Raw genomic sequence first — 13,667 nt, forward strand, 5'->3', positions numbered from 1 at the left:
TACCGGTGTCAATAAGATCCTATAACCAAGATAACCCCAGTTTAGAGGCTTTTATCGGCAAATTTGTTGAATTTATGTATAAGTGAAAAATATTCAATAACCTGAATATGTATTCACAATTTGGTTGACTCCAAGCAATATCTTGGTTAGTTTTGAGAATCGCGCAAGTGAACACACGGCACGTACCAACATTAGCAACCTTTGTTTCGCGTTAACAAAATCGCTATTACTTATCGAACTGTCATAAAACTTCGATACGGTCATGCCAATACTTCCGTCAATCACAACTGTTTTGTTCACTTGAGCTGTAGCAAGGGAGGAGTCCAACATGTTATATGACTCGAGATTAGAAAAAGATAATTGCGGTTTTGGCCTTATCGCGCACATTGAAGGTCAGCCGAGTCACAAATTAGTTCGCACAGCGATCACTGGGTTAGATCGAATGCAACACCGCGGTGGTATTGCAGCAGATGGTAAAACCGGCGATGGCTGTGGGTTGTTATTGCAAAAACCAGACGGTTTCTTCCGTGCTGTTGCCGCTGAAAACGATTGGCACTTAGGTAAAAACTACGCTGTTGGTATGTTATTCCTAAGTCCTGATCCGGTTATCGCTGAGCACAACAAACAGATTATTAGTGAAGAACTAGAAAAAGAAACGCTAAAACTGGTTGGTTGGCGCGATGTGCCCGTTAATCCAGCAAGTCTAGGACCGATTGCGCTAGAACAATTACCGAATTTTCAACAGGTCTTTATTTCAGCGCCAGAAGGCTGGCGTCCAAAAGATTTAGAACGCCGTTTGTATATCGCACGACGTCGCATAGAAAAACAAATTAACGATGATCATTTTTATATTGCGAGCCTATCGGGCTTAGTATCGGTGTATAAAGGCTTAATGATGCCGGCAGATTTGCCGAATTTCTACCTTGATCTAGCCGATATGCGTATGGAATCTGCTATCTGCGTTTTCCACCAACGTTTTTCTACCAATACGCAACCGCGCTGGCCGTTGGCACAACCATTTAGATACCTTGCACACAACGGTGAAATTAACACTATCGAAGGTAACCGCCAGTGGGCAAGAGCGCGCGCATATAAGTTTTCGTCACCATTACTGCCTGACTTACAAAGCGCGGCACCTTTTGTAAATGAATCGGGCTCAGATAGCTCAAGCTTAGATAATATGCTAGAGCTATTCTTAGCGGGTGGTATGGATATTTTCCGAGCGATGCGCATGCTAGTGCCACCTGCATGGCAGAAAAACCGAGCGATGGATGAAGACCTACGTGCCTTTTATGATTTCAACTCAATGCACATGGAGCCTTGGGATGGTCCTGCAGGGTTAGTAATGTCGGATGGCCGATTTGCTGCGTGTAACTTAGACCGAAACGGGTTACGTCCTGCGCGTTATGTAATTACTAAAGACAATCATATTACTTTAGCGTCAGAAGTTGGTATTTGGGATTACTCTGCTGACGAGGTTAAAGAAAAAGGCCGTGTTGGGCCGGGTGAATTACTCGTTATTGATACATTGCATGGCAAAGTATGGCAATCGTGCGAAATCGACGAAGATTTGAAAAAGCGTCATACCTATAAGCAGTGGTTAACTGATAACGTGAAACGTTTAGTACCATTAGAGGAAATTGACGAGCAAGACCTTATCGGTCAACGTGAATACGACGATGATATGCTGGCGATTTACCACAAGCAGTTTGCTTACAGTAATGAAGAACTTGACCAAGTTATTCGCCCAATGGGTAACTCAGGCCAAGAAGCAACGGGGTCAATGGGCGATGACACGCCATTTGCTGTGCTGTCGTCACAATCACGTTTAGTGTATGACTATTTCCGTCAAAAGTTTGCGCAGGTGACTAACCCGCCAATCGACCCATTACGTGAAAATCATGTTATGTCACTGGCTACCTGTATTGGTCGTGAACAAAACGTATTTAACGAGACAACAGGCCACGCAAAACGCTTGCAGTTTTCATCGCCAGTATTGACTTACTCTGATATGAGCCAGTTGCTCTCTGCAGATCAGGCGCATTATTCATTTGCCTCATTGTCGATTAATTATGATAAAGATGACTCTTTGTTATCGGCAATTGAAAACGTATGTGACCAAGCGGAAGAGTTAGCGCGTCAAGGTACGGTATTGATTGTATTAAGCGATAAGGGTTTAACGCCTGACACCTTACCGATCCCTGCTGCGATGGCGGTGGGTGCGGTGCAACGTCGTTTAGTGAGTAAGAACTTACGCTGTGATACTAACATTATTATTGAAACAGCCAGCTGTCGTGACCCACATCAATTTGCAGTATTGCTCGGCTTTGGCGCTACCGCTATCTACCCATATTTAGCATATGAAACGCTAACACAAATGGTAGACACCGGCATCATCGAAAAATCGTATCGCGATGTGACCTTGGCGTATCGTAATGCAATTAATAAAGGTCTCTACAAAATAATGTCTAAAATGGGCATTAGTACCGTTGCTAGCTACCGTTGTTCAATGCTTTTCGAAGCAGTAGGGTTAAGCGATGAAGTTGTAGACTTATGTTTCTCAGGTGTTGTTTCGCGTATTCAAGGTGCAGACTTTAACGACTTCCACCAAGATCTTATTAATTTATCGCGTAAAGCATGGATTAAACGCAAGCCGCTCGACCATGGTGGTTTATTAAAATATGTACATAACGGCGAGTATCACGCGTACAATCCTGATGTTATCCAAACATTACAAGTAGCCGTGCGCTCAGGTAATTATCAGGATTATCAAAAATATGCGGATTTAGTAAACACTCGTCCAGTCACTAATATTCGTGACCTGTTAAAACTGAAAACAGGGCAAACGGCGATTGATGTGAGTGAAGTGGAAGATGCAACTGAACTCTACAAGCGCTTTGACTCAGCGGCAATGAGTATTGGTGCGTTATCGCCTGAAGCACATGAAGCGCTAGCGATTGCCATGAACCGCTTAGGTGGCTGTTCAAATTCAGGTGAAGGCGGTGAAGATGTAGCTCGATACGGCACCGAGAAGAACTCGCGCATTAAGCAAGTTGCATCGGGTAGATTTGGTGTAACGCCGCACTATCTAAAAAATGCGGATGTTATTCAGATAAAAGTGGCTCAGGGTGCAAAACCTGGTGAAGGCGGGCAGTTACCGGGTGAAAAAGTGACACCGTACATTGCTAAGCTACGCTATTCAGTACCTGGCGTAACATTAATTTCGCCACCACCGCATCATGATATTTATTCAATCGAAGATTTAGCCCAGCTTATTTTTGACTTAAAGCAAGTAAACCCAGATGCCATGATTTCAGTGAAGCTAGTATCTGAACCGGGCGTAGGCACAATTGCTACTGGTGTTGCTAAAGCTTACGCCGATCTTATTACCATCGCTGGTTACGATGGTGGTACGGGCGCTTCACCATTAACCTCTGTTAAGTATGCGGGTTGTCCTTGGGAACTTGGCCTTGCAGAAACGCAACAGGCACTGGTTGAAAATGGTTTACGTCACCGTATTCGTTTGCAAACTGATGGTGGTTTAAAAACAGGTTTAGATATTATTAAAGCGGCTATTTTAGGTGCAGAAAGCTTTGGTTTTGGCACCGGCCCTATGGTTGCACTTGGCTGTAAATACCTGCGAATTTGTCATTTAAACAACTGTGCAACAGGTGTTGCAACGCAAGACGAAACACTGCGAGCGAAGCATTATCACGGTTTACCAGAAATGGCGATGAACTACTTTAAGTTTATTGCTGAAGAAGCGCGCGAAATTATGGCGAGCTTAGGGGTAACTAAATTAGTTGATTTAATTGGCCGAACCGATCTACTTGAAGTGCTTGAAGGCACAACGGCAAAGCAAAGCAAGCTCGATTTATCGCCTGTTATTGCAAAGCCAAATAATAAGAGTGGTGAAACCTTATATTGCAGTGCGCCAAATACATCGCACTACGAAGGCAAACTTAATGAAAGTTTGTTGGCTCAAGCAAAAGAGGCAATTGAGAGCAAAACGTCTATTAAATTGCGATCTCCTATTCAAAATACCGATCGTTCAGTTGGTGCGTTGTTATCTGGCTATATTGCAGACCTTCACGGAAATCAGGGGTTAGCGGCCGATCCGATTATTATCGAATTGCAAGGTACTGCAGGCCAATCACTGGGTGTTTGGAATGCGGGCGGTCTTGAACTGCATGTAACTGGTGATGCTAACGATTATGTCGGTAAAGGCATGGCTGGCGGTAAAATTACCGTACGTCCGCCGCTTGGTTCATCGTTTAAATCACATCATGCAACAATTGCAGGTAATACCTGTTTGTATGGTGCAACTGGCGGTAAATTATTTGCTGCAGGCAGAGCGGGTGAGCGCTTTGCGGTACGTAACTCGGGTGCGATTGCGGTAGTAGAGGGACTCGGTGATAACGGCTGTGAATATATGACTGGCGGTATTGTGTGCGTGCTTGGCGATACTGGTATTAACTTTGGCGCGGGTATGACAGGTGGTTTTGCTTACGTACTTGATGAAAAAGGCGACTTTGATAAACGCATCAATACAGAGTTGGTCGAGTTAGTAGAGCTTACAGATTTGAATATTCATCACGAACATTTACGCGGCTTAATTGGCGAGCATTTAGAAGCAACACAATCAAATCGCGCAGAGCAAATTCTTGCTGATTTTGAGTCATACATTGCGCAATTTAGATTGGTTAAGCCTAAATCGAGTGATGTGAAAGGTTTGCTTGGTCATAGAGCACGTTCAAGTGCTGAATTAAGAATACAGGCGCAATAGGAGAAGTACCATGTCACAAAACGTATATCAATTTATCGATGTGCAGCGTGTCGACCCGCGCAAAAAGCCTATTTCGTCACGTAAAAAACAGTTTGTTGAAATCTACGAACCGTTTTCTGCGAAACAAGTTGATTCGCAAGCCGATCGTTGCCTTGACTGTGGTAATCCATATTGTGAATGGAAGTGTCCTGTGCACAACTACATTCCGCAATGGTTAAAACTGATCAAAGCCGGCAAAGTTATCGAAGCGGCTGAATTGTCGCATCGAACTAATAGTTTACCCGAAGTATGTGGACGCGTATGCCCACAAGACCGATTGTGTGAAGGCGCCTGTACACTCAACGAGGAGTTCGGTGCGGTCACCATAGGTAATATCGAAAAATATATTTCTGATACGGCCTTTGCGATGGGCTGGAAGCCAGATATGTCGCACGTGGTTTGGAGCGATAAGAAAGTTGCTATTATCGGTGCGGGGCCAGCAGGCTTAGGTTGCGCTGATATTCTAGCGCGTAATGGTGTAAAACCTGTGGTGTTTGACCGTCATCCTGAAATTGGTGGTTTACTGACCTTCGGTATCCCATCGTTTAAATTAGAAAAATCGGTAATGGAAAACCGCCGTGAAATTTTCAAGGGGATGGGCGTTGAATTTGTGTTAAATACCGAGGTCGGTAAAGACATTGCACTACAAACCATTATTGATGAATACGACGCGGTATTTTTAGCAGTGGGCACTTATCAAAATATGCGTGCAGGTCTTGAAAACGAAGATGCTGATGGTGTGTTTGATGCATTGCCATTTTTAATTGCTAATACCAATTTTCAAATGGGTTACGACGAAACACCAGAATCTTACATCAATATGCAAGGCAAACGCGTCGTTGTGTTAGGTGGTGGTGATACAGCAATGGACTGTGTGCGTACCTCAATTCGTCAAAATGCTAGTAGCGTTGTGTGTGCTTATCGTCGTGATGAAGCCAATATGCCAGGCTCAGTACGTGAAGTAAAAAATGCCAAAGAAGAGGGCGTTGAGTTTATGTTTAATGTACAACCAAAAGGGGTTGTACTTAATGACAGTGGCAAAGTAACAGGCGTAAAAATGGTTAAAACGCAGCTTGGCGAGGCCGATGAAAATGGCCGCCGTCGTGCAGAGGAAGTAGCAGGTTCTGAGCATGTTGTGCCAGCCGATGCGGTGATTATGGCGTTTGGTTTTCAGCCTCATGCAATGCCGTGGTTAAGTGAGTTTGATGTAGAGCTTGATAAATGGGGCCGTATTGTGGCACCTGAGCAAGGCGCATATACGCATCAAACATCTAACCCTAAAATCTTTGCTGGTGGCGATGCAGTAAGAGGTTCTGATTTAGTGGTTACCGCTATTTATGAGGGCCGCAACGCAGCAGAAGGCATTATGGATTATCTCGAAGTTTAGTGCTGTATAGCCTGAATGTGGTTAAACATTTAAGGCAGCTTATAACATTAAAAAAGGTGGGCAAATGCCCACCTTTTTGTATTTATGTTTTTTGCTTAATGATATTGCGACAGTAATTCTGAGGCATTAGTACGGGTAATTTCACTAATATTCGTGCCACCTAATAAGCGTGCAATTTCATCAATTCGTCCCGAGTTATCGAGTACCGACATATGGGTATGCGTGTGGGTGCCATCATCGCTTTTACTGACAAAAAATTGATTATGGCCACTTGATGCTACTTGCGGTAAGTGGGTTACACAAATTACCTGTGTACTGTTGCCTAATTGGCGCAATAATTTGCCAACTGCTGATGCAGTCGGGCCAGAAATACCAACATCAACTTCATCAAAAATTAAGGTTGGCGTAGTCATTTTATCTGCAATGATAACTTCAATGGCAAGACTAATACGTGATAGCTCACCACCCGAGGCTACTTTCACAAGCGGTTGTAAACGTTGGCCTGTGTTAGCAGCTACTTGAAAATCTATGCTGTCTAGGCCTTTGCTACTGGTTATCTCTTGTTGCTCAACCACAATGGCAAACTTTGCGTTTTCCATTGATAACATCACTAGTGATTCAGTAACTTGCTTTGATAGTTCATCTGCTGCGACTTTTCGGCTTTGCGAAAGGCGTGTTGCGACAGTCACATAATGTGCTTTAGCTTCGGCGATTTCGATTTCTAGTGCGGCGAGACGTTCGTCACTTTGCTCAATGTTGGCAAGACTTTGCTTTAGCTCAGCGTGTAAATCTGGGATTGCTTCAGGTGAAATATCGTGTTTTCTAGCCAAATCAAGTGCGCGTGCGATACGGTCATCGAGTTCTGATAACTGCGCAGGGTCCATCTCAATGCTGTCTTGATAATGGCTAAGTTCGCGCGCAGCTTCTTCTAAACTGATACCTGCCTCAAATAACAAGTCGGCGATTGGTGCCAATTTTTTATCTAAACTTGCTAACTCAGCAATTTGGTTTGCGCTCGATTGCACCATAGAGTACGCATTATAATTATCTTGTTGATAAATAATTTGTAGCTCTTTTTGTGTACCTTCAAGCAACGAATTTGCGTTACTTAGCAGCTTATGTTGCTGTTCAATTTCTTCAAACTCTCCGTGCTCAAGTGAAAACTCATCTAACTCAGCCACTTGATACTCGAGCAATTGCTTTTCGGCTGCTGCTTGTTGTAGTGACTGACTTAGCGTCGCCTTTTCTTTTTCAAGTGATTGCAGTGCGTTGTATGCTGTTTTAACGTCGTTCACAAGATCAACGTGTCCCGCAAAGCTATCAACTACCGACAATTGATAACCGGTTTTATTGAGCTGTTGGTGCGCGTGTTGGCCGTGAATTGAAATAAGCAGGCTGCCGAGAGATTTTAACTGGCCTGCTGGCACCATTACGCCATTTATATAGGCTTTACTGCGGCCGTTTGCCGATACTACACGGCGAATAATGCATTCGCTACTATCACCTAATTCATGTTCACTAATAAAGTGTTGTGCAGCAGGTAAGTTCTGAATATCAAACACCGCCGAAACTTGGGCTTTATCGGCGCCTTCACGCACCATGCTGGCTTCGGCACGTTCGCCTAAACATAGCGATAGGGCATCAATAGCGATTGATTTACCTGCGCCAGTTTCACCTGTGATAGTTGTCATACCTTGGTGCCATTCAATATCAAGGTGTTCAACAATTGCAAAATTTGTTACTTGTAATGATGCTAACATAACTGATTATCCATACAGTACATTAACTGGTAATTTATACAGTAAATAAAAAATAGGCAAGTTAAAAATGAAGATATTTTGTTGCGGAAGAAAAAAGGAGTAAGCAGAAGTGTTGAAAAGAGATTGCGCTAATGGCTTGTATTTAGCCTTTAGCGCAGATCAAATTAAACGTTTTCTTCGTGAAGTTCCGGCTCAACGTGTTCATCGGTAGATTCAAGTGTTGGCGTTATCACTTGTTGGCTTAATGAAGGCAATTGATGCCAATAAAAATCACTGTTGAATTGGTGGCCAGATGTCGGTAATTGTTCAACAAAGGCGTAAATTTGTTTGCTTAACGTTAGTTTATCGTCTGCCGATTCAAACTTTAACAGCTCATTTTCGAGTAAGTCAGTTAGGTTACCGATGACTTGTTCATAGTGGGTAATGGTTTCATCAGTTTTACGTTGCATTACAAAATAATTGTTGTTGATTTGCGATAACCCACTAATGTCTTTTGGTTTTACAATGCGTGATTTGCCATAGCTTTGCACTATTTTGCTGTAACGAGAGCTAACAACGTCGATACGTTCGCTTTGTTGTTGTTTTTCAAGTGCTAATGCTTTTTTTCGGTTGTTATCTATGACTAAAAATGTCGTTAACAGTACAATTAATAAAACGGTGGTTAAAAATACTACAAACCCCACTTTTTCTTTCCTTTCAATTGATTACTCTGAATCTGACTAAGTAAATTGCGTAACACACTTAGCAATAATGTTCTTGTGCGTTCTAGTTTTATCGGTTTTCCGAGTACAAGACAAATTTGTGCGATAAAATAGGGCTAGTGTACTCACATTTAACGATGTAATGCCTTAGTGTCCGCTAGAACTTAATTTGTTATTTTGATTTTAGGTTGATTAATATAAACGGCTGCCCCAGTTTAACTTTTGGCGCAGTACATTGTAATACGAATATTTGCTTGGATGTACCATGCGCAACTGTTGTTCACTTCGTTTGATTACAATTTCATCACCTGGCAATACCGCTAACACAACATGGCTATCACAACTCACTTGTAAGTCCACATCATTTGCTGGGCTCAATGCCAGTTTTACTTCACTATTTGCATCCACCACGAGTGGGCGGCTTGTTAGTGTGTGCGGAAACATAGGCACCAATGAAATGGCGTTGAGTTTTGGGTTTAAAATGGGCCCGCCGCCAGAAAGACTATAGGCTGTAGAGCCTGTTGGCGTTGACACAATAAGGCCATCAGATTTTTGCGAGAATACAAACTCTCTATCAATAAAGGCTTCAAACTCAATCATGTGTGCAACTTTATTGGCATGCAGCACGGCTTCGTTAACCGCCGTATTTGAGCTTTTTAGCACTTCATGGCGATAGATTTCCACTTCCAGCAAGAAGCGTTTTTCTTCACTAAATTTACCAGCCAGTACTTGCTCAAGCTCACGCTCAAAATTATCGGGATCAAGGTCAGTAAGAAAACCGAGATTACCTCTATTTACGCCGATAACCGCAATATCAAAGCGAGCCAGTACACGAGCAGCGCCTAGCATATTACCGTCACCACCAACCACAATCGCTAAATCACAGTTACGGCCAATTTCAACTAACGACGCTGAATACTCTTCATCAACAATGGGTTCAGCGACGCGGCTTTCAACGTAAACTTGATAACCGAGAGCCGTTAAAAAGGTATGCAGTTTGGCAAGTGTTACAGCCGCGCCTTCATGGTTCGGTTTGCCAATCAATCCTATGTTATTAAATACTTGTGCCATAAAATCGTCACTGATAAAGTCTTGCCTACAGTATATCTTGATTTTTAATCATCAGGCCATAAATAATAATCATGAAATTAAGCGCCCGTGATCAACTCATTTTTTCTGCCGTTATGGACTTATATTGCAATGGTGAAGGTACGCCAGTTGCATCAAGCCATGTGGTAAAGCAGAAACAAATTAATATTTGCAGTGCGACAGTACGCAATGCAATGGCGCGTATGGAAAAGTCGGGGCTATTGTATGCGCCTCACACCTCTTCGGGACGTGTACCTACAGAGCTAGGTTTTAGCTATTGGTTTGATGAATTTTTTCAACTTTCTGATATTGCAGACTATTGGCAGCCAAGTGCGCAAAGTCTTAGCGAATTTTCACATCGTTTAAGCCAACAATATAAACTGTGTGTGTTGGTGAGTTTGCCAGAGGCGATGCAGCAACATATTTATCGTGCAGAAGTGCTCGATTTTAGTTTTGAAAACTGGCTTATTTTATTATTCGACAGGGACGGTAATAGCCAAAACATTCAGATTACCAAGCCTCGCGAAGCAAACGATGCATTACGCAATCAATTTAATGCGTGGTTAAATACTGTTTTTGCAGGGCATAACTTGGCCGAAGGGTTACGCCGCATGGCGGCGATGCGCCAAAGTGCACCAATGTTTTGTCATGGTTCACTGGGTATGTGGATTAAAGCGCTCGCTGAAAAACTGCATGTAGATAGTAGCATTGTGATTGGCAGTCACTATTTATTTGGTGCACTGTCTAGCGAGCAGTTAAATCAAATTGGCGCGCCATTTTTAGATTATGTAGAACAAAAATTAGCGATGAAAATGGGTATGTCGGTTATGTACCACGACAACTTGCCGTTTGGTGCATTGGAAGACTATTTATTACTGAGCGTGCCGTACTTTTCACAAGAGATATACCAAGGCCGTTTATGTGTGCTCTGCCCAAAGTCGGCGAAAATTGAAGCAATTATCAACGAAATATCGATTAATTGCGCTATTAGCTCTTGAAAGGCGTTTATCAATCCCCATAATTAGCATCAGTTGTAAGATTTCGGAGAGTATCAATGTCTGAGCAAAATAATCAGCCAGAGCAAGAAGCAGAAGTACAGGAAACCCTTGACCAAGTAGCAGAAGAGCTACAAGGTGGTGAAGAGCTAAGCGCAGAAGCGGAAATTGCAGTATTAAATGCAGAGCTTGAAGCAGCGAAGCAAACAATTGAAGAGCAAAAAGACAGTGTAGTACGTGCTGCCGCAGAAGTTGAAAACATGCGTCGTCGCACAGCGCAAGATGTTGAAAAAGCGCACAAGTTTGCCCTTGAAAAATTCGCCAATGAACTACTACCTGTGCTTGATAACTTAGAGCGTGCGATTGAGTTTGCTGACAAAGAAAACGAACACATTAAGCCGGTTATCGAAGGTGTTGAGATGACGGCAAAAAGCTTTGTTGATGCCGTAGCAAAGTTTGGTGTTGAAGTGGTTGCGCCACAAGGCGAAACGTTTAACCCTGAATTCCATCAAGCAATGTCAATTCAGCCATCTGCTGATGTTGCACCAAACACTGTTATTGCAGTAATGCAAAAAGGTTACCTATTAAATGGTCGTTTACTTCGTCCAGCAATGGTAATGGTGTCTAAAGCAGCTGAATAATAGCGCTTAAGAATGCAAAAAAGCTGTAACCTTGGTTACAGCTTTTTTTGTGTCTGTTGTGGCAAATATAATGTACTAATGGCCGAACTTTAACTGCTTTAATTGGCAGATTAAAATACCGCTTACTGCCATTGCCATAGCAACCGCAAACCCGATGCTTGGTGGCAATGGAATAAACGCTAACATTGGGCCAGCAAAGGCGCCACTGCCAAAGCGTAAAGTACCTATCACTGCGGTAGCTGTTCCAGACTTCTTCTTGAAATTGATTAAAATCAGCGCGTCGGCGTTGGTTGCCATAATGCCTAAACTCATCATCAGCGGCGCAATAAAAGCGGCAACCAAATATACATTGTGCGTAAATACACTGACTAAAATAAGGCACGTTACCGCAATAAAACTAATGGCTAAGCCAATATTGAGCATTTTACGTGAGCCAAATTTAGGTACTAGCCGGGTATTAATAAAGTTACCTAACATCAACGCCAATACATTGAATGCAAATAACACCCCAAATAGGGTTTCACTCACCTTAAAGTGTGCCATATAAATTGCTGATACTTTGGTTAAAAAGCAAAAGAATGCGAACGAGGCGAGCATGGAAATAACAATATCAAATCGTGCTTTTTTGTTTGTAAGCACAATACGGTAGTTTGAAAAAAATAGCGCCAAACCTTTAATTTTACTCGGGTGAATAGGCACTTCTCGCAAATAAAAATAAGCTAATACAAAGAGCACGCTAGCATAAATCGTCAATGCATAAAATATCGCGTGCCAATGCCAAGTGATCATTAACACACTGCCGATACTTGGTGCGAGCAGGGGAGCTAACATCATAATCATCGACACGTAAGACATGCCTTTCGCAGTATTTTCTTGATACATATAGCGAATAATACCAGGTACAACGACAGTGACCGCAGAGCCAAAAAATGCTTGCGCAAAGCGTAAAACAATAAAGGTATCAATAGACTGTGTTACGGTAAGTAAAAAAGAGCATAAGCCAAAGCCTAGCAAGCCAAAGAGCGCGAACAAACGCCTGCCTTTTTGATCTATTAGCGGCCCAAATAACATCATGCCTATGGCATAGCCGGCTAAATAACTACTTAAAGAGAGTTGGACTTGCGCCATATCGGTGTTGAAGTAGCTTGATATTGCAACAAAAGCAGGTAAGTACAGGTCAATTGCTAATGGCGTTGTTGCGACGAGCGCCGATAGCAGGGGTAAGATGGATTTAGATAACGTTTTTTCAGTCACAGAAATACTTATTCAGGGTATCGGGGAACCCTATTTTACGTGTAAAATACTTGGTTTGATACAACAGATCCGATTAAGCGCTTTGCTAAATTGTAGGTTTATTGTTAAAAATAAATTACCTTACCAATTCAGGGCTTTGTGATGGTAAATATTGCAAAATCAATATTTGTTAAACAGCGCTAAACGACATTAGGGAAAACGTAATGAAATTATCTCATGTATTGCTCTCACTTTCAGTGGCTGCTACGCTGGTTGGGTGTAAATCGAGTCCAACAGGGCGCACACAAATTGCCATGTATTCTGAAGCGGAAATGAACCAGCTTGGCAAACAAAGCTTTGTTCAAATGAAAAAGCAGCAACCAATTAATACCGATGCCAAAATCAATCGCTATGTGCAATGCGTTGCTGATAACGTTATTTCAGTGCTTCCTGCAAAATACGCGAATCAACAATGGGAAGTGGTGGTATTTGAAGAACCATCTGCAAACGCATTTGCGCTTCCTGGTGGTAAAATAGGCGTACATACGGGGCTATTAAAAGTTGCACAAGGGCAAGACCAATTAGCAACAGTACTTGGCCACGAAGTTGGGCACGTAATTGCCGAGCATTCAAATGAACGTATGACTGCAGCCGGTATTAAACAGGCAACATTGCAAGTTGCAGACGCGTATAGTCGTTCGCAAGGAAACCGTTTACACAATGAAACTATGATGGCTTTAGGTGTAGGTGCTGAGTACTTAGGCATGATGCCGTTTAGTCGTATGCATGAAAGCGAAGCCGATAAAATTGGCTTAGACTTGATGGCAAAAGCGGGGTTTAATCCAAAGCAGTCAGTTGAATTATGGCGTAATATGGCGGCAAATAATAACGGTGCACCACCGGAATTTTTATCAACGCACCCATCATCAGATACCCGTATTAGTGATTTGCGTAGCTGGATGCCAGATGCGATGGCTTTACACAATCAAGCAAAAGCACAAAATAAACGCCCTCACTGCGAATAACGCAGCTTTTC

At 42.7% G+C, this 13,667-nt stretch carries 9 protein-coding genes; 5 read left to right on the forward strand and 4 right to left on the reverse strand.

The window, feature by feature from the left end:
* Window positions 1–328 precede the first annotated feature (328 nt).
* Together gltB and PSPO_RS05800 are read left to right on the forward strand one after the other, a co-directional pair.
* Window positions 329–4,786, forward strand: coding sequence for a glutamate synthase large subunit (gene gltB, locus PSPO_RS05795; protein ID WP_010560384.1), 4,458 nt, complete (start codon window positions 329–331; stop codon window positions 4,784–4,786).
* A 10-nt stretch (window positions 4,787–4,796) separates the two neighbouring features.
* Complete coding sequence (locus PSPO_RS05800) at window positions 4,797–6,212, forward strand: FAD-dependent oxidoreductase (protein WP_010560383.1); 1,416 nt, start codon at window positions 4,797–4,799, stop codon at window positions 6,210–6,212.
* Window positions 6,213–6,307: 95 nt separating this feature from the next.
* Here PSPO_RS05800 and recN read toward each other — a convergent pair whose 3' ends face one another.
* From recN to nadK, 3 genes are all read right to left on the reverse strand, one after another.
* Window positions 6,308–7,972 carry a DNA repair protein RecN gene (recN, locus tag PSPO_RS05805; RefSeq protein WP_010560382.1) on the reverse strand — a complete coding sequence of 555 codons (1,665 nt, stop codon included), beginning with the start codon at window positions 7,970–7,972 and terminating at the stop codon, window positions 6,308–6,310.
* A gap of 164 nt (window positions 7,973–8,136) precedes the next feature.
* Window positions 8,137–8,655 (reverse strand): hypothetical protein, encoded by a 519-nt coding sequence (locus PSPO_RS05810; RefSeq protein ID WP_010560381.1) that lies wholly within the window; start codon window positions 8,653–8,655, stop codon window positions 8,137–8,139.
* A 210-nt stretch (window positions 8,656–8,865) separates the two neighbouring features.
* Window positions 8,866–9,744: an NAD(+) kinase gene (gene nadK / locus PSPO_RS05815; RefSeq protein WP_010560380.1), complete on the reverse strand. Its 879-nt coding sequence runs from the start codon at window positions 9,742–9,744 to the stop codon at window positions 8,866–8,868.
* A gap of 71 nt (window positions 9,745–9,815) precedes the next feature.
* Between nadK and PSPO_RS05820 the strand changes: the two genes are divergently transcribed.
* The gene (locus PSPO_RS05820) at window positions 9,816–10,760 is read left to right on the forward strand and encodes an HrcA family transcriptional regulator (RefSeq protein WP_010560379.1); all 945 of its coding nucleotides are present in this window, start codon (window positions 9,816–9,818) and stop codon (window positions 10,758–10,760) included.
* Between the two features lie 56 nt (window positions 10,761–10,816).
* Window positions 10,817–11,398: a nucleotide exchange factor GrpE gene (grpE, locus tag PSPO_RS05825; protein ID WP_010560378.1), complete on the forward strand. Its 582-nt coding sequence runs from the start codon at window positions 10,817–10,819 to the stop codon at window positions 11,396–11,398.
* A gap of 75 nt (window positions 11,399–11,473) precedes the next feature.
* On the opposite strand, the gene PSPO_RS05830 is transcribed toward grpE, so the two are convergent.
* On the reverse strand, window positions 11,474–12,652 hold the full coding sequence (locus PSPO_RS05830) for a multidrug effflux MFS transporter (RefSeq protein WP_010560377.1): 1,179 nt from the start codon (window positions 12,650–12,652) through the stop codon (window positions 11,474–11,476).
* 203 nt (window positions 12,653–12,855) lie between these two features.
* Between PSPO_RS05830 and PSPO_RS05835 the strand changes: the two genes are divergently transcribed.
* Entirely contained in the window at window positions 12,856–13,656 is an 801-nt protein-coding gene (locus PSPO_RS05835) for a M48 family metallopeptidase (protein WP_010560376.1), read from the forward strand.
* The last annotated feature ends 11 nt before the right edge of the window (window positions 13,657–13,667 follow it).

This window comes from Pseudoalteromonas spongiae UST010723-006 (genome assembly GCF_000238255.3).
Lineage (GTDB): Bacteria > Pseudomonadota > Gammaproteobacteria > Enterobacterales > Alteromonadaceae > Pseudoalteromonas > Pseudoalteromonas spongiae.

Coding starts and splice junctions, on each gene's coding strand:
- grpE (WP_010560378.1), top strand. CDS start 10,817: ATGTCTGAGCAAAATAATCAGCCAGAGCAAGAAGCAGAAGTACAGGAA.
- gltB (WP_010560384.1), top strand. CDS start 329: ATGTTATATGACTCGAGATTAGAAAAAGATAATTGCGGTTTTGGCCTT.
- PSPO_RS05800 (WP_010560383.1), top strand. CDS start 4,797: ATGTCACAAAACGTATATCAATTTATCGATGTGCAGCGTGTCGACCCG.
- recN (WP_010560382.1), bottom strand. CDS start 7,972: ATGTTAGCATCATTACAAGTAACAAATTTTGCAATTGTTGAACACCTT.
- nadK (WP_010560380.1), bottom strand. CDS start 9,744: ATGGCACAAGTATTTAATAACATAGGATTGATTGGCAAACCGAACCAT.
- PSPO_RS05835 (WP_010560376.1), top strand. CDS start 12,856: ATGAAATTATCTCATGTATTGCTCTCACTTTCAGTGGCTGCTACGCTG.
- PSPO_RS05820 (WP_010560379.1), top strand. CDS start 9,816: ATGAAATTAAGCGCCCGTGATCAACTCATTTTTTCTGCCGTTATGGAC.